Source organism: Ureibacillus thermophilus (assembly GCF_004331915.1).
Lineage (GTDB): Bacteria > Bacillota > Bacilli > Bacillales_A > Planococcaceae > Ureibacillus > Ureibacillus thermophilus.
This window is the reverse complement of the sequence record NZ_CP036528.1, coordinates 2,012,672-2,030,029: the sequence shown is the minus strand read 5'-3', so window position 1 is coordinate 2,030,029 and position 17,358 is coordinate 2,012,672. Positions and strand designations below refer to the sequence as shown.

Annotated in this window: 16 protein-coding genes, 1 pseudogene and 2 riboswitches; of the genes and pseudogenes, 5 read left to right on the top strand and 12 right to left on the bottom strand. The window is 36.4% G+C overall.

Annotation, left to right across the window (positions count from 1 at the left end):
- Positions 1-38: 38 nt before the first annotated feature.
- Positions 39-587: a carboxymuconolactone decarboxylase family protein gene (locus DKZ56_RS10050; RefSeq protein WP_245989411.1), complete on the bottom strand. Its 549-nt coding sequence runs from the start codon at positions 585-587 to the stop codon at positions 39-41.
- 185 nt (positions 588-772) lie between these two features.
- Between DKZ56_RS10050 and serC the strand changes: the two genes are divergently transcribed.
- Positions 773-1,867 (top strand): 3-phosphoserine/phosphohydroxythreonine transaminase, encoded by a 1,095-nt coding sequence (serC, locus tag DKZ56_RS10045; RefSeq protein WP_208649861.1) that lies wholly within the window; start codon positions 773-775, stop codon positions 1,865-1,867.
- Positions 1,868-1,924: 57 nt separating this feature from the next.
- Here the strand turns inward: serC and DKZ56_RS10040 are convergent, their stop codons facing one another.
- The 4 genes from DKZ56_RS10040 to proS all read right to left on the bottom strand — a co-directional run bounded on the left by DKZ56_RS10040 (position 1,925) and on the right by proS (position 4,941).
- Complete coding sequence (locus DKZ56_RS10040) at positions 1,925-2,293, bottom strand: helix-turn-helix domain-containing protein (RefSeq protein WP_208649860.1); 369 nt, start codon at positions 2,291-2,293, stop codon at positions 1,925-1,927.
- A gap of 204 nt (positions 2,294-2,497) precedes the next feature.
- A complete protein-coding gene (locus tag DKZ56_RS10035; protein WP_208649859.1) occupies positions 2,498-3,112 on the bottom strand; it encodes a methyl-accepting chemotaxis protein in 615 nt (204 codons plus the stop codon).
- Positions 3,112-3,336 (bottom strand): hypothetical protein, encoded by a 225-nt coding sequence (locus tag DKZ56_RS10030; RefSeq protein ID WP_208649858.1) that lies wholly within the window; start codon positions 3,334-3,336, stop codon positions 3,112-3,114. The genes DKZ56_RS10035 and DKZ56_RS10030 overlap by 1 nt, the downstream gene beginning before the upstream one ends.
- 165 nt (positions 3,337-3,501) lie before the next feature.
- On the bottom strand, positions 3,502-4,941 hold the full coding sequence (gene proS / locus DKZ56_RS10025) for a proline--tRNA ligase (RefSeq protein ID WP_208649857.1): 1,440 nt from the start codon (positions 4,939-4,941) through the stop codon (positions 3,502-3,504).
- Positions 4,942-5,592: 651 nt separating this feature from the next.
- On the opposite strand from proS, the gene DKZ56_RS10020 reads away from it, so the two are divergent.
- A complete protein-coding gene (locus tag DKZ56_RS10020) occupies positions 5,593-7,470 on the top strand; it encodes a methyl-accepting chemotaxis protein (RefSeq protein ID WP_425471023.1) in 1,878 nt (625 codons plus the stop codon).
- Positions 7,471-7,760: 290 nt separating this feature from the next.
- Here the strand turns inward: DKZ56_RS10020 and DKZ56_RS10015 are convergent, their stop codons facing one another.
- The 6 genes from DKZ56_RS10015 to DKZ56_RS09990 all read right to left on the bottom strand — a co-directional run bounded on the left by DKZ56_RS10015 (position 7,761) and on the right by DKZ56_RS09990 (position 13,314).
- Positions 7,761-8,921: a cation:proton antiporter gene (locus tag DKZ56_RS10015; RefSeq protein WP_208649855.1), complete on the bottom strand. Its 1,161-nt coding sequence runs from the start codon at positions 8,919-8,921 to the stop codon at positions 7,761-7,763.
- A 132-nt stretch (positions 8,922-9,053) separates the two neighbouring features.
- Positions 9,054-9,707, bottom strand: coding sequence for a thiamine phosphate synthase (gene thiE, locus DKZ56_RS10010; RefSeq protein WP_208649854.1), 654 nt, complete (start codon positions 9,705-9,707; stop codon positions 9,054-9,056).
- A complete protein-coding gene (thiD, locus tag DKZ56_RS10005; RefSeq protein WP_208649853.1) occupies positions 9,700-10,512 on the bottom strand; it encodes a bifunctional hydroxymethylpyrimidine kinase/phosphomethylpyrimidine kinase in 813 nt (270 codons plus the stop codon). The genes thiE and thiD overlap by 8 nt, the downstream gene beginning before the upstream one ends.
- A complete protein-coding gene (gene thiM / locus DKZ56_RS10000; RefSeq protein WP_208652229.1) occupies positions 10,509-11,261 on the bottom strand; it encodes a hydroxyethylthiazole kinase in 753 nt (250 codons plus the stop codon). The genes thiD and thiM overlap by 4 nt, the downstream gene beginning before the upstream one ends.
- Before the next feature lie 77 nt (positions 11,262-11,338).
- Positions 11,339-11,441: riboswitch (TPP riboswitch) on the bottom strand.
- Between the two features lie 72 nt (positions 11,442-11,513).
- A riboswitch (TPP riboswitch) is annotated at positions 11,514-11,616 on the bottom strand.
- A gap of 65 nt (positions 11,617-11,681) precedes the next feature.
- On the bottom strand, positions 11,682-12,338 hold the full coding sequence (locus DKZ56_RS09995) for a reverse transcriptase-like protein (RefSeq protein ID WP_208649852.1): 657 nt from the start codon (positions 12,336-12,338) through the stop codon (positions 11,682-11,684).
- 208 nt (positions 12,339-12,546) lie between these two features.
- Entirely contained in the window at positions 12,547-13,314 is a 768-nt protein-coding gene (locus DKZ56_RS09990) for a carbonic anhydrase (protein WP_208649851.1), read from the bottom strand.
- Positions 13,315-13,643: 329 nt separating this feature from the next.
- Between DKZ56_RS09990 and DKZ56_RS09985 the strand changes: the two genes are divergently transcribed.
- A complete protein-coding gene (locus DKZ56_RS09985) occupies positions 13,644-14,582 on the top strand; it encodes an IS110 family RNA-guided transposase (protein WP_245989410.1) in 939 nt (312 codons plus the stop codon).
- 270 nt (positions 14,583-14,852) lie between these two features.
- On the opposite strand, the pseudogene DKZ56_RS09980 reads toward DKZ56_RS09985, so the two are convergent.
- Positions 14,853-15,602: pseudogene (locus tag DKZ56_RS09980) on the bottom strand (glucose 1-dehydrogenase).
- Between the two features lie 161 nt (positions 15,603-15,763).
- Between DKZ56_RS09980 and DKZ56_RS09975 the strand changes: the two are divergent.
- Both DKZ56_RS09975 and DKZ56_RS09970 read left to right on the top strand, forming a co-directional pair.
- Entirely contained in the window at positions 15,764-15,994 is a 231-nt protein-coding gene (locus DKZ56_RS09975; RefSeq protein ID WP_016839149.1) for a hypothetical protein, read from the top strand.
- A gap of 248 nt (positions 15,995-16,242) precedes the next feature.
- On the top strand, positions 16,243-17,064 hold the full coding sequence (locus DKZ56_RS09970; RefSeq protein WP_208649850.1) for a VanW family protein: 822 nt from the start codon (positions 16,243-16,245) through the stop codon (positions 17,062-17,064).
- Positions 17,065-17,358 lie beyond the last annotated feature (294 nt).

Sequence of the window (17,358 nt, the reverse complement as noted above, 5' to 3'; positions counted from 1 at the left end):
TATGCTTTTTTGCCGCCATACCATTCTCTAAACATCATTTATTCAATAAAACTCTCATACAAATGAATCATATGGGCATAAACGCTTCCAGCTTTTAGTGCAGACGCTACATACTTCGCTTCTATTATTTGTTCCTTTGTCGCTCCCCGTTCCAACGCTTGTTTCGTGTAGTAATCCATGAGTTCAAAATTTTGAAGTATACATGTGGCAGCAACGGCAATCAGCGCTTTTAACTCCCCGCTTATATTCCCTTGTTTGAATGCAGCTTCATAAAAATTGGCATAGGCTAGAGAAGCATGTTCCATGACCTCTCCAGCTTCTACTGCTGATACAACAAAGACCGCTTCCACCAGTTCTTCCAAAGTGGCTCCTTGTGCCTTTGCTTTTTTAGTATGAACATCAATGCAATAATGGCATTTTGTAACATGGGCAACCGCAACAGCGATGATTTCTTTTTCTTTCTTCGTTAAGGCTCCATGTTTAAAAATGTTTCTGTCAAATTGAGCAAAAGCTTTAAATTGCTCCGGCGCATATTTTCTTAGCATTTTCATTGAGTGATTTTGATCATTTCCGCAAAAATTTGCCATAATTCTCTCCTTCATTTTGGATTTGTTATAGTAAATGGAATGATGAAATACGAAAAATTTTTTATCAATTCGTCATCAAAATTATTGAATTAGGAAAAATTCACTTTTTCTTTTAAAAATATTGTTCGATTTTAAAAAAAAGAGTATATAATCAAAATATATTGAAATATCAAGGAGTGTTTAAAGTGAGTACAAATAAACGTGCATATAATTTTAACGCAGGACCATCCGCATTACCTCTTGTAGTATTAGAAAGAGCTCAAAAAGAACTAGTAAACTTTAACGATTCAGGCATGTCCATCATGGAAATGAGCCATCGCAGCAAAGATTATGAAGAAGTTCATAACAATGCCATCGAACGTTTAAAAAGAATTTTCTCCATCCCAGAAAACTACGATGTACTCTTTTTGCAAGGTGGGGCAAGCCTTCAATTTACAATGGTGCCAATGAACTTTTTAACAAAAGACAAAACCGCAAGCTATGTGTTGACTGGTTCTTGGTCTGAAAAAGCCCATAAAGAAGCTAAACTTTTCGGTAATGCAGCGGTTGCAGCAAGCACGAAAGAAAATGAATACCGCAATATTCCAAACTTAGATGAAATTCAATTTAATGCTGATGATGCATATGTTCATATCACTTCAAATAATACAATTTACGGCACTCAATGGAAAGAATTCCCTAACACTGGCGATGTACCATTAGTGGCAGATATGTCCAGCGACATTTTGTCTCGCCCAGTTGATGTAAGCAAATTTGGCATTATTTATGCTGGTGCCCAAAAGAACTTAGGCCCATCTGGTGTGACAGTAGTCATCATTCGCAAAGATTTGCTTGAAAAAGCCAATATAGATATTCCAACGATGTTAAAATATAAAACTCATGCAGAGAAAAATTCTTTATATAATACTCCTCCAACATTCGGAATCTATATGTTGGGAGAAGTTCTTCGTTGGGTGGAAGAACAAGGCGGCCTTGAAGCTATTCAACAACGCAACGAAGAAAAAGCAAAATATATTTATGATATCATCGATGAAAGCAACGGATTCTATAGAGGACATGCGGAAACAAAAAGTCGCTCTCTTATGAACATTACATTCCGTTTAGCTGATGAAGAATTGGAAAAACAATTCTTGGCGGAAGCAAAAGCAGCTGGCTTCGTTGGATTAAACGGCCATCGTTCTGTTGGCGGCTGCCGTGCATCTACTTACAATGCAGTGCCTGTAGAAGCATGCATTGCTTTAAGAGATTTCATGTATGAATTCCAAAAGAAACATCAATAAGAATATGATGGGGCGTCGTGCAATTGGCGCCCCTTTCTTCATATCTCCACAAATCCCTCATCCCCTTTTCTGGGAATAGTTATCTTTCAACGCCCGGTTCAACAAAGCAATGGAGCGATCCAAATCCGCTTTCACCATATCTTTATAAGCCTTCACTTTCTCTTTGTCTCCTAACCTATAAATATATAATGTCTGCATTTCAGCCCCTTCTTTTTTTATAGGTTCTCTTGTAACATATCCTTCTTTTAGAAGTTCATGAAGGGATTTATATACTTCTGATTTTGTTGGCTTATAACCCAAATCTTTAAAATAATCCTGCAAATTTTCCAGGATTTGAAGTCCATAAAGTCTTCCCTTTTCTGCTTCATGAAGCATATACAATTTTAAAAACGCCCGCTGTTTAATAATAAAAGTATTTTTTCTCATACTTATATAACTCCTTCTTTTTGTTCGTGTGTTGTATCTATTTTACCAAATTACTTGGTGCGAGGATATTTTTAAAGGTAGAATGGTTTATTTAGAACCATATTTATTTAGAATCATTATATCAAAAAGAATAGGTGTTTGAATCCATTCGAAACACCCATTCTTATAAAATCCACTATTTATGTATAAGCGTTGACTTAAATTTTAGAATATTTTTTGAGCCATTTGTTCAATTTCTTCTGCCACATGGGCAATATTTTGTATGCTATTTGAAATATCATTGAGTGCAGATGTTTGATTTGAACTTACTTCCACTGTACTATTCACATAAGCCGCAACTTGTTTTACCTTATCTTTTAACTGTTCCAGCAAATTGCGAATCTCGTTTACAGAATCTGCACTTTGCTCCGCGAGTTTTGTGATTTCTTTCGCCACCACACTGAATCCTTTTCCATATTCCCCGGCTCGTGCTGCTTCGATGCCGGCATTAAAACCTAGGATTCTCGTATTTTTTGCCACATTATTGATTAATTCAAGTATTTTAGCTGAATCTTCCACTTGTTTCGTCATTTCTTTTTGAGATTCAGATAGTTTTTCGATATAGCTATTAAAATTATTGGCCGAAGCCGATAGTTCTTCTGTGGAAGCAGAAATTTCCTCGGCTGATGCAGCAAATTGTTCCGCCACTTTTAACAGTTTTGAATGATTCTCCTGATTTGTGCTGACGGAAATGCTGCCAATCACTTTATTATTCTCATCCGTAATGGGCACGGCAATCAGTTTAATTGAAAAACCATACAATTCCTCTGGTACTGTCATCATTTCCCTGCGATTTTTTTCATTACAATCGTCATGGGATCTTCAGGATTCAGTTTATGGCCTACCGCAATTCCAAAGCCGAAATACTCTGGAAAATCTTGATGAATGACTTTTTCCGTATCAGAAATCGCAATTCCTACATCTGTTGCGAATAATTGTCTAATAATTGGAACAAGTTCAATTAATTTCTCTAATTTTTCATGGTGTTTTTGTTCACTTGTCATAGGCAACCCCCTTTTAAAATTACTAAAAGATATTATACCATTTTTTACATATTTTTTCTTTTTCATTTTTTTGTCTTTTATCAATTATTTTAAATATCTCTGCACCTATAAAATAAAAAGACTGTTTGAGAAAATGGATCTCAACAGCCTTTTTGTAACTGAAAATTAATATGCTCTACCGAACCAAACAGTATGTTTTGCTTCCTTTCCGCAAGTAATGCAAGTATGTTTCGTTGTTGGCGGATTAAACGGAATATTGCGGGAAGTGAATTTTGTTTCTTCTTTCACTTTCGCTTCACAAGCATCGTCGCCGCACCAACCGCCAAGAATCCAGCCAGGAATGGTACCGTTTTTCTCGGAATTTGCGATATGTTCTTTTAATTGGTCTAATGTATCAATATCCGTATGAGAGTTTGCATCGCGGAATGCTTTTGCTTTTTCATAAAGCCGTTTTTGCATTGTTTCTAATTCTTTTTCCACCGCTTCTACAACAGATTCAATGGAAACAGAGATTTTTTCATCTTCATCGCGAGCTTTCAAAATAACTTGATTATTTTCTAAATCGCGTGGTCCAAGTTCAATGCGAACTGGTACGCCTTTTAACTCCCACTCATTAAATTTAAATCCTGGTGATTGGTCGGAATCGTCAATGCGTGTGCGAATGCCTTTTTCTTTCAATGCTTTATGGATTTCTTCCAATTTTTCTAAGATGGCAGGTGTTTTCTTCCATGGACCAACAGGAATTAAAATCACTTGAGTTGGTGCAATTTTTGGCGGCAATACTAATCCTTTTTCATCTCCATGCACCATAATCACGGAACCAATTAAACGAGTAGAAGTTCCCCAAGAAGTTGTATGAACATATACGTGTTTGTTTTCGCGGTTCAAATATTTAATATTGAAAGCTTCGGCAAATTTTGTGCCTAAATAGTGGCTTGTTCCAGCTTGGACAGCTTTTCCGTCTTTCATCATCGCTTCGATCGAGTACGTATCTACCGCACCGGCAAAACGTTCAGAAGGCGTTTTTTGTCCGTCATATACCGGAATCGCTAATACGTTTTCCACCACTTCTTTATAAATATTTAGCATTTGCATTGTTTCTTTACGAGCATCTTCTTCATTTTCATGGGCCGTATGACCTTCTTGCCACAAAAACTCGGAAGTGCGGATGAACGGCAATGTTTTCTTTTCCCAACGGAACACATTTGCCCATTGGTTAATGAGTACTGGAAGATCACGGTAAGATTTAATCCAGTTGGAATATAAATAGCCAATCATTGTTTCAGAAGTTGGACGAAGGGCTAGACGCTCTTCCAGCTTTTCTCCCGCAGCTTCTGTCACCCATGGGAGTTCAGGTGAAAATCCTTCTACGTGCTCTTTTTCTTTTTGGAAGAAAGATTCTGGGATGAGCATTGGGAAATAAGCGTTTCGATGTCCCGTTTCTTTAAAACGTCTATCCATTTCTGCTTGAATGTGTTCCCATAATTCATATCCATCTGGCTTAAAAGCGATACAACCGCGCACCGGCGTGTAATCCATTAAATCCGCTTTTTGAATCGTTTCAATGTACCATTTTGTAAAATCATTTGTTTGTTGTTGTGACATATTCATCCTCCTTGCAACAAAATAGCGTAAAGATGCCCTCAAGATTGGACGCCTTTACGCTGAATAGTCGTGTTACCACCAAAAATTCGACATTCTTCTATCCCATTCAAGTTCTCCAGGTGGCGATATAGCACTCAGCGAATGCTATATGTTTCAGTTAAGAGACACTTTGTGTTGTAAACGAATATTTGTTTCTAATATAATGTACCAAATTAAAACAATAAATACAATTCCTATATGCGAAAATTACCATGATTTGTTTTCATTCGCATTGCCATCCACTTAACAAAAAAACAGATTATTGTGACAAACATAAAAATCTTTATTTATAAACTTTTGTTAATATTAATATCATTTTGATTCCCCCTAAAAAATATTCCATAATAACAATGAAAAATTACATAAATAATATTGCGAAAAACTTATCAGTCTTTTTTCATTTAAAATATTTGAAATTACTAAAAAAATAGACATGAAATTTTTTTTTACTATTATAAAAAATATTGTTGTATAAAATATAGTGGGGGGTATAAAATGAAGATTTCCATACGATAGAAAATTATCGGGGTATCGCTCCTTATCATTGTACTAGGGCTTGGTGCCCTCTCTACTGCAAGTTCCATCATCATCTCTTCGAAAACCGAAGAATCTGTGATAAATCAGAGTAATAATTTGGTCAGTGAATTAACAAATTCAATTTCAAATTTCATTGATGGCTATGAAAAAAGTATTCTGGAAATTGCCTCAGATCAACCTGTAAAAGATTATTATTATAATTCTACCTCTTTTAATGATGAAGGCGATCAAGCATTCCGCCAACATTTAAAAAGGTATATGAACATCTATGATTCATCCGCAAATATTTATTTCACTGACAGCAATAAGATAATTATTGAACCACATTTTGATGAAATATTTGATTTAGATGTTCATTCCCGTGCATGGTATACAGAAGCTATGAAAAATCCGGATGAAGTATTTTGGTCTCCACCATACATAGATGCCCAATCCGGGGAATATACGATATCCGGCTCAAAAGCTGTAATGGAAGGAAATAACATTTTAGGGGTGCTTGGAGTTGACATTTTATTAACTAGTTTAACTGAGGAAATTTCAAAAATAGATTTGGGCTATGATGGATATCCAATCATATTGGATTCATCTGGACTAGCAATTGTCCATCCAACCCAATCCGGGGGAGATTTAAGCAATTTCGAATATGTGAAAAAAATGTTGAATGATCAAAATGAGAAAAATGTTTTAAAAACGACAATCGGTGATGAAAAATCTGTCATTGTTTATGAAAAAATCCCATCATTAGGTTGGACAGTTGGCGCAGTCTACAATCTAAATCAATTACATGGAACTGCCCATGATATTCAAAATATGATTATTATTTTTGCTCTGATCATACTATTAGCAACATTTATCATATTATATTTCACTATTACAAAAATGATGCAGCCGATTCATTCGTTAAGTTCTTCCATGGAACAAGTAGCCCATGGTGATTTAACTGTACATATTGATACAAGGAGAAAAGATGAAATCGGTGAATTGGCGCAGCATTTCAATAAAATGATTGATGAAATGAAGAAAATCATAGGAGTTGTGCAATCTTCTTCCAAACAAGTTGAAGACCGCTCCCATCATTTAAGTGCCCTTGCGGAAGAAACGAACGCTTCCAGCAGTGAAGTTGCAAAAGCGGTGAGGGAAATAGCCATCGGCGCTACAAAATCAAGCGAAAATGCAGACCAAGTCACAGTATCTTCTACAAAACTGGCAGATAAAATCAATGATATGACGGAACAGTCAAAAGCGCTCAAAGGGATTACCAATGAAGCACACAGCATAAATCATGAAGGTCAAGAAAAAATGAACAATTTATTAAGTTCCTTTACAAATTCTAAAGAAGAATTATTGAATATGGCCCGTTCCATCACTTCTTTGGAAGAAAAAATTCATGCGATTGAATTCGTAATAGATTCTATCTCCGAAATTTCCGCGCAAACAAACTTGCTGGCTTTAAATGCAAGTATTGAAGCTGCCCGGGCAGGAGAGCATGGCAAAGGATTTGCAGTGGTGGCTGAAGAAGTCCGCAAGCTGGCGGAACAATCAGCAAAAGCTACAGAGCATGTCAAATCGACCATCCTGAAATTGCAGGATGAAGCAAAAGTAGTTGTCAATGATATGAATGAAATGCAAGATACATTCAAAGAACAAGAAAAAGTCGTGGAAGACACAGGAAAGCTATTTAAAAATTTATCCACGATGATTCGAAATATGGAAAATACGTTTAAAACAGTTACGGAAGAGATTGATAGCATTATTAAATATAAAGACCGTGTTGTGAAAACAATTGAAGAAATGTCCGAGACTGCGCAAACAACAGCTGCATCCTGCGAGGAAGTAAGTGCGGCAAGCGACGAGCAGTTAACAGCTATCCAATCTGTCGCAGAGGCTTCAGAAGAGTTGAATCAATTAAGTGCAGAATTATCGAAAACAATAAGCAAATTTAAAATCCAATAATATTAAAAAGAGGCTGGGACATAAACAAAAAATTAAAGGGGTAGTTGAAAGGGTTTTGATAAATATTTGATATAACTAAAAATTGATTGAAGTGACGGGGCGACTCCTGCGACGAGCCCTCTCGAGACACCGCAGGAGCGAAGCAATGAGCTCCGAGGAGGCTCGAGCCGGGCCCGCGGAAAGCGTCCCCGGAACGGAAATCAATTTTAATAACATATCAAAAAAACATCATTTTCTCCTTGGAGAAAATGATGTTTTTTTAGATTTGTCCCAACCTCTTTTTTTATTGTTTACGATACTTGCTCATCATGTCGTTTACCGAAAATGAGCTTCAGTAAAGGTGGAGTTACTAAAGTAGTAACAATAATGACGACAATCATAGCACCATAAAATTCATGGGATAAAATGCCGCCGGTTAAACCAATGGAAGCTAAAATTAAGGCCACTTCGCCCCGGGAAATCATGCCAGCTCCAATCCCAGCGGAAGACTTCCATCCAAATCCGCCAACTTTCGCTCCAAGTCCACAGCCGATGAATTTTGAAAGGATCGCTATCAATGAGAATGCCATAATAAATCCAATCTGACTGCCTAAGCCATCAAAGCTCATTGGCAAACCGATGTTTATAAAGAAGAACGGCACAAAAATACCATAAGCAATTGGCGATATGCCATGTTCAATTTCTTTAGCATATTTTGTTCTGCTGATGGCAACCCCCATAAAATAAGTTCCGATAATGCCTGATACACCAAGGAAATCGGCAAAATACGCTGCGGCAAATAGTAAAATCAATCCAGCCGTTACGATTGATTCCGTTACTAACATTCCTTCAAAAAGATGTATGAATTTTGGAACAATATAACGGCCAACAAAGTAAATAATAATAAAGAAGATTACTTGCTGTGCAATGACCCAAGCTATATTTGTTTCTGCTCCCATGAAGAACCCGATGGCGACAGCGATGAGAATGACAACAATCACATCGTCTAATACAGCTGCCCCAAGCAATGTAGCACCTTCACGGCTATTCAACCAACCAATTTCTCTTAATGTTTGCACTGAAATACTTACGCTAGTTGCAGCGAGCAACAGCCCTATAAATACGCCTTCAGAAGTTGGAATATGGAAAAGAGGAGAAGCCGCCCATCCCATGAGAATTGGTATAATGACTCCTAAAACGGCAACAAGGGTTGCAGCTTTCGCATTTTTCCCTAAACTTTCCAAATCTGTTTCCAGTCCGGCTAAAAACATCAGCAATAGTACGCCGATTTCACTAAAAACATGAATGAGTTCTGTTTGTTCAATCCAACCAAGAACTGCAGGACCTAAAATAATCCCTGCAATAATTTTACCTAAGACGGATGGCTGACCAAAGCGGAGACTGATTTGCCCTGCTATTTTAGCAACGAACAAAACAAGTACAATTTGCAAGATAAAATCAAATACATCCACCTTTTGTTCCCCCTGTTGTTAGATTTCTATATGGAAGCCCAAAAAAAGACATGGTGGAGCCAATTTGACAGACTCCACCATGTTTCCGCTTCCTAATTCAATTACGAAATTTATTATAATCGAAATTTAGTTTTATGTAAATTCCTTTTTTTCTATTAATTTAAAACCTTTTAAAAGTTGTACAGTTTCTTTTCGATTTCCGCTGTCGCAAATAGCAGAAATAACCGCTACCCCATCTGCCCCCGATTCTAACACTTCTTTTGCGTTCATCGGTGTAATCCCGCCGATTGCAACAATGGGAAAATCCGGATACATATTGCGCGCCTTTTTTAAAAAAGTTACTCCTTCAGGCTTTTTGGCATCCGGCTTTGATTTGGTTTCATATATAGGGCCAATCCCTACATAATCTGCCCCCCATTTAACTGCATTCATCATTTCTTCTTCATTATGAACGGAAACCCCGATAATTTTTCCTTGAAACTTTTTCCGGATTTCTTGAAGAGGGGCATCATCCTGTCCCACATGCACGCCATCTGCATCGATTTTTAAGGCAAGGTCCACATCATCATTAATGATAAAAGGAACTTGATACTGCTTGCATAGAGCTTTGCATTTCATTGCAAATTGTTCCAACTCTTTGCCTACTAAAGGTTGCTTTCCTTTCTCCCTCAGTTGAAAAATAGTAATCCCTGCTTGCAATGCCTCTTCCAATAGGTGCAAAGGATTTTCATTTTTACAATTCTCTGTTCCCATAATGAAATAAACGGCTAAATCTTTTCTATTCAATAACTTCCACCTCCGCACTATGAAAGCGATGGGCAAAATGGTTGGTAGGGCCATGGCCGTTGCCAATATGAAGTGGATTTTCAATAGCCGATTGGACATATTTTTTAGCCTCGATAATGGAATCTTTTACTGAAAAGCCCCTTCCTAAATAGGCGGTAATAGCAGCAGAAAAAGTGCATCCGGTTCCATGGGTATGTTTTGTATGAATTCTTTTTGATTTTAATTGAAAGGTTGAACCATCTTGGAAATAGATTCGATCCGTTGCAGTAGGCTCATCCATGTGGCCGCCTTTCATTACGACACATCCAACGCCAATGCTCAATAATTTTTCCGCTGCCTGTTTTATATCTTCTTCTGTATCGATTGCCATTCCGGTAATTGCTTCGGCTTCCGGTATGTTCGGGGTCACCACCGTTGCAATGGGAATCAGCTCCTTAATCATCGCTTGCACCGCATCCTCTTTTAATAATGCATGTCCCCCTTTTGCAATCATAACCGGATCCACAACGATTTGAATTTGTTGTTCCCGCAATTTTTTGGCAATCCTTTCGATGATCTCTTTGGAAAATAACATTCCTGTTTTTAAGGCTTTCACTTTCAAATCATCCAATACCGCATTCAATTGCTGCTCGACAAATTCTGGAGTTGCAGGAAAAATGCCGTGGACACCCAAAGTGTTTTGCGCCGTTAATGCGGTGATTACAGATGTACCAAAAACGTCCAGCTCCTGGAATGTTTTCAAGTCCGCCTGAATGCCCGCTCCTCCTCCGCTATCTGAACCAGCTATCGTCATAACGATATTCATATTGCTTCACCTCTTGAAATTTGGTGCAACCCATTTAATATCTCCACTTGGAAGGAACCTAGATATTTTTCTTTCGAAGCAAACTCCGCCACTTTTTTATAATCCATGAGTACATTCAAAATATTTTCATATGAGTCTCCTTCCAAACTTAATGCACCTGCACAAATGGCGCTTAATAAACAACCTGTTCCTGTCACTTGGGTCATCCATTCATGGCCGCCCGAAACAAAATCCGCTTTTTCCCCATCTGTTACAATATCTTCTTTTCCTGAAACCGCGACAATGGTTTTATACTTTTTAGCCACTTCCTTTGTGACAGAAAGAATGTCCATCTCTCCTTCCCCACTATCTACCCCTTTTGCTTGCCATTGAATTCCTGCAATCGCTGCCAATTCACCTGCATTGCAGCGAATCAAATCAAATTTTATTTCTTTCAATAGATTTTCCGTCACTTCTTTCCGGTATTTTGTAGCGCCAGCCCCTACAGGATCCAGCACAACGGGAATGTTTAACTTATTTGCTTTTTTCCCAGCTAAAAACATAGCTTCAACGGAATGTTTATTTAATGTTCCAATGTTGATTAACAACGCATTGGCAATGGAAGTCATGTCCTCCACATCCAATGGTTCATCGGACATTACTGGAGATGCGCCAATGGCAAGCAGTCCATTGGCGGTAAAATTCGTTACCACATCGTTTGTGATGCAATGAATTAAAGGATTTTTTTGACGGATTTTAAATAAACTCATCATTTCCACCCTTCCATTGGTTTTGTAATAAAAAATGCCCTTTTGCACAGCGCAAAAGAGCATTGAACAACCAACATGTGGTTCCATCCATTGCTCCCTACGGCAGTGCTAACTGCATCAGGTTCAAAGGGTTAGGTGAAATCACCTTCTCAGACCATTCGGCCACCCCTGCAATGTTCCAATTTCCATATGAAAATAAAAATCTCTCCATACATTGGAGAACAAAAAAACACAATACCACTCAAACGGAATAGTAAAGGCATTTTTGCTCCCTACGGCAGTACTAGCTGTATCAGGTTCAAAGGGTTAGGTGAAATCACCTTCTCAGACCATTCGGCCACCCCTGCAAAAATGAATCATATGAAATTGTTTTGAACATTATAACATAATCCATTGTTTCTTTTAAGAGAATAAAAATTTTTATTCTTTCAATTCGATTTTTCCGTCAATTTCGATGTCATGCAATGCTTGTGTTGCTAATCGATCCGCCTCTTCATTTTGCTTTCTTCCCACCAACTCAAAAACCGGTTTGATTCCTAATTGATTTAAACTTTCATCAATTTTATCCGCCCAATTGGACAGCTCTTTTTCATAAACAGGCCATTCTCCGCTTATTTGATTAATTACTACTTGTGAATCCCCCATAAAATGAACCGTTTGATGATGTACACCCAATGATTCCAATTCTTGAATAGAAAAATGAAGAGCTGCATATTCAGCTTCATTATTTGACGCAAGGCCATTTACTAATAAATTTTTTCTCCTACGAAATCTTTTTCCATTTTGTTCAAAATAGATGACACATCCTAAACCTGCCATGCGGCTTTCACGGTTAAAACCGCCGTCGAAATAAACGCATATGTTCGTCGGTTCAGTTTCCATTTCCGTTAAATATTTTTTTAATTCTTTGACCGTCCATGTTGAGTCATGTTCATCAATTAAGGTAATATTTTTGGCTCTACCGGTTTTCCTTAATTCTTCTGAAATGGCAAGAGCATGGGCGGGAGGGAGTTCATCCGAGCGGAAAGTAGTTTCAACATCTTTATAATCATAAATCCATTCTATTATTATTCTCAAAAAATATTCCTCCCTTTCCGGTTATCACATTCCTTAGTATCATCATTTCCCCTTTAATAATACTTCAAAAATAGCTTTCTTCTATTCTTATTCTTTTTCTGACTTACGAACGATGTTTTTTTATTTCAGAAGAATTTGGAAGATAATATTTTATCTGAGGCGTCTCAAAATGTTTTTTCAGACGCCCCTTAGCTATTTGAAACTATTATTACTGAACGGATAATTTGTATATGTCCCTGCCATTTATTGGCTGTAGCGGACGACTGTTATAGCCATAAACTTGATAAAATGAAGCAATTTGTTTGTTTGAAAAATCGATTGGAGATTCAAATACAATCCAATGAACACCTTCAGTACACGGAGGGGTAGTCAATGAGCCTGAATAGTAAAAGGCAGACCTTTGCTCAGGTATCAATGACAATAGATGAATAGATTCAATTTCCTTCTCCTTTAATCGATCATCCTGCAAAAAATTCCATAATTCTTCCACCATTTCGTTTTCTTTGCCTGCTTCAATCAAAACGCCAATGACCGCAATCTTTCCTTTATTATTTTTGTGCACAAGATGCAGTTCCATTTCATATCTTTGGTAATCGATTTGATGTTCGCTTGGCACATGGAAATGAAAAGAGTCCAGTTTGTATGGTTTCTTGTCTATTGTAATGTAGCTTACCCTCGATTTCGAAACAGCTTCTAATGTATACCCTTGTTTTTTGAGTATGAATGGTTCCTCCCCATAAAAAATTTCAATAGCCGGCGTCTGTTGAGGAAGAACATTTTTATTTTTTATTTGGATGGGAGATTGCATTTCCCCCTTTTCACAATAATTTTTTAAATGCGCCGATTCATGATTGGTATAGGATACTTCTTTTTTCATGAGTGATTCATCGTTTTTTTCTTCTTCAAAGTATAAATAAACGGCAAATCCTAAACATAAAAAAGCTACTAAAATGACAAGAAGATGATGAATTTTCATCGCTCAACCCTTCCATTTTTGTTTACTATATCCAAAAATCCCCTTATTTATACAAGAATAAAAACATACTAAGATTAGTAGTACAAACCAAGGTCAAGGTTTGTGCTACTATTTTTTTATAGTAGAAGTGAAGAAAAGTCGACCAGCCTCAGGGATTTTTAGAAGGTGAAATCAATCATACACGAAGAGATTTTGAACAATTACATACATCACTTGATGACCAAGCACCAGACATTGTATTTGAAGCAACAGGTGTTTATTCAAAACCGATGGAAGCATTTTTAAAAGATTACGGTTATGCATATTATCCCCTTGAAGCGAACTGACAAATGGCGAAGATGTGTCGACATAAAACCGATATAAGCGATGCTCATGAATTCGCCAAAACACATTTTAAAATGGAGAGAGAACCAACCTATATCCAAGATGATTATTATGAGCAGATGCGGGCATTGACACGTTATGATGATGAAATTGATGAAGAAATGATGTTATTAAAAAATCGTATGCATTCCATTTTACAATTGAGTTTTCCAGAATTAGAAAAAATACTGACACCAAATTCTGCACTATTTTTAAATATAGTACAACTATACCCTCACCCAACACTTGTTTTAGCTCACTCTAAAACTGTCATTAAGAATCGCCTAAAAGCGAATACAAGAAAGAACCTTTCTTTAGAACGTGCAGAGAAAAAAGCAATTGCTTTATTAGAAGCTGCTCAAAATAGTGATCCAGCGATTGAATCTACCGATGTGCGATGTGAACAAGTCCGTGATTACGCAAATCGAATAGCAGAATTAAAGGATAAAAAAGAAGCACTTGTCCAACAAATGATTACTTTATCAAAAAATCGAAAAGAGTATATGGTTTTACGTTCCATCCCTGGTATCGGTGATTCTACTGCTTGTAGATTAATTGGGGAAATGGGGGATATTCGTCGCTTTCAAAATGCTAAACAATTGAATGCTTATGCGGGAATTGATATTATGCGCTATCAATCGAGGAATACACAGTATCGTGATCGTATTAATAAAAGAGGTAACAAACACTTGCGAAAGCTTTTATATTTTATGGTGTGTGCCATGATTATGAAGAAGAAAAATAAACCGAATCATTTTGTAGATTACGATTATAAATTAAAAACACAACCTCAGAGAAAGCCTCATAAGGTTGCGATTATCGCCTGTATCAATAAATTTTTAAAAGTGACGTTCCAGTTACTGACACATGGCATTTTATACGATTATGAAACTGCCTTAAGTTAAATAATCGATTAACTACACTATACCATAAATGACCTTTCGAAAAAATTAAAAATCGTTAGGTCTTTTGGGCATGCCAAAATTTAGTTGTGAGGGGGTACCCCCTCACAACTACAACTAAATTAAAAACATATACAAATTAATAAAATATACTTGACTGATCAACTGACCAAAAATAATGGAGAGAAATGGAAAAAGGAGAATTTGAGTTGGATCAAATTCTCGTTTTCCTATCTTGAAGCTAGTTTTGTCCCAGCCTGTTTTTAGTTTTTGCTATTCCTCATAAATCATTTTTCTTGTCATTCCACCATCCACAACAAGGTTAATGCCTGTCACGAAATCATTTTCCTTCGCTGTTAAATAGAGACAAGCGCGCGCAATATCGTCTGGTCTTCCGACACGTTTTGATAAATGCTGCTCGTGATCAATTTTACGTAATTTGGAATAATCGCCTGTTTCAATCCAACCTGGGGAAATCGCGTTCACGGTAATTCGATCTGCACTAAATGATGCTGCAAGCGCATGAGTTAATGCAACAATTCCACCTTTTGTTGCTGCATAGGCTTCTGAATTCGGTTCAGACATAATGGCCCGTGTGGAAGCAATATTAACGATGGAGCCGCCTTCTTTATTATTTCACATATATTTTGCGGCTTCCCTTGATGCTAAGAAAACACTTCGTAAATTGGTGTTGATAATATCGTCCCATTCTTCGATTGACAATTCATAAGGGGACTTAAATACTGATTTCCCTGCATTATTGATTAAAATATCAATTTGACCGAATGTAAGGTTTGCAATTTCCATTAAGCGGATGATGTCATCCTCAACTTTTACATCGGTTTTTACAAAAAGCGCGTTTCCCTCTTTTTCTTTAATTACATCAACTGTTTTTGATCCGGCTATTTCATCAATATCCGCTATCACAACATTTGCACCTTTTTCTGCATAAAGCAAAGCGATTCCTTTTCCAATGCCCTGTCCAGCGCCGGTTACAATCACCGTCTTATTTAAAAAATCCATGTTTTTTACACATCCTTAATGAAAAATTCTCCATATTTAAGGTAGCACAAAAAGTGAACACCGTAGAACTCCCAATAATAAAAACAATTAGTCACATGTAGAATGCTTTAATTTAAACAAACATATTTATATGAATGAGGCTTTTACAGAGGAGGGAAATATTGTCGATTGTCAATCCTCAATATGGATTTTTAAAGGCTGATTATCTAAATCCTAATTTAAGGCAAAGGAACAAGACTGTTGATGCTGCTTCATCGAAGACACAAATTAAAGATGAATCTGTATTAACAACGGATATAAATGCAAAGTTAATCTTTATTTATAATTGGTTGATGATTATATCAGCTGATTTATATTGTGCAATTATTTTTGTTTTAGCCAATTTCTTTTGAAAGTTTTACATGGTTTAAAGAGTCCAATTTATAAAATGGCACTATTGGAATTTATTAACTTAAAGTTTCAAGTCCAAACGTGTGGATTTGAAGCTTTATTATTTTGAAATTCATCTAATACATAAGTTGGGGGTGATCTTATGAAAAAAGAATGAGTTTTCGTGGTTAGATTTAAATTATAGCAAGGAAATATGGAGCTGTTTTGATTTTTTTACCGGTTATTTTAAGGTGTTTAAGGAGGAAACATTTTGGGACTATCTGAAATTCATCCATTTTTTTATCATGCTAGAATCGAGCAAAAAAGAATTTTTAGAACATTAACAGATTTAAAAGACAGAAATCGATTTGCAAAGCAAAGGGACTTAACGAATACATTTCCATTCACTTGTAAAAAACATCAATCCTTATTGAGAAGGAAATTAGGAAATAGCGATCCTCAGTTACAAGAAAATAAAATTACAAACTTAAAAATTGCAACAGGTGAAATTGATGGTGTGATTATTAAACCGGGTGAAATTTTTTCTTTTTGGAAACTAGTTGGTCGAACATCAAAAGAAAAGGGCTATATTGAAGGCATGCAGCTCAAAATGGGAGAAGTGAAAACGGGTATTGGCGGTGGAATTTGCCAGCTTGCTAATTTACTTTATTGGATGGCTTTACATACTCCTCTCGTTGTTATTGAAAGACATCACCATAGTTTTGACCCGTTTCCTGACTCCGGGAGGACACTGCCTTTTGGAAGCGGAGCAAGTGTTTTTTATAACTACGTAGATTTACGTTTTTATAATCCAACTAACCAATCTTTCCAAATAAAAGTATGGGTAACAGATAAACATTTAAAAGGTGCTATTTTTAGTAATGAAGAAATGCCATATTCCTACCATATCGAAGAAAGAAACCATCAATTTTTACAAAAGGACGGAAAAAACTATCGTCAAAATGAAATTTGGAAAAAGACATATGATAAAGTAACCGGACAAATGGTCAAAGAGGAACTACTAATCAAAAACTTTTCTGAGGTTAAGTATCCAATACCTATAAATAATGAAGAAATTTCAATGAATAACTAAGGAATTCAAAATAATAAATATATGGACATTGAAAACGATAATAAAACTGCATAACAATCCCCGCTGCGATATAATCTGACATAGTTAAAATTTCCCCTTCAATTTCATCGAAAATTTCGATATCCATTTGATAGTTTTTTTGAATCATCGTCACAGCTTCGTTTTTCGTTAACTCTAAATGAGAATAAAACATTTCTTGCAGAATTTCTTGAGAACAATGATTTTTAAAAAATATTAAAAAAATTTAACATTCTATCCACAGATAATCATAGGAATGTTTTGTAAAATATAATT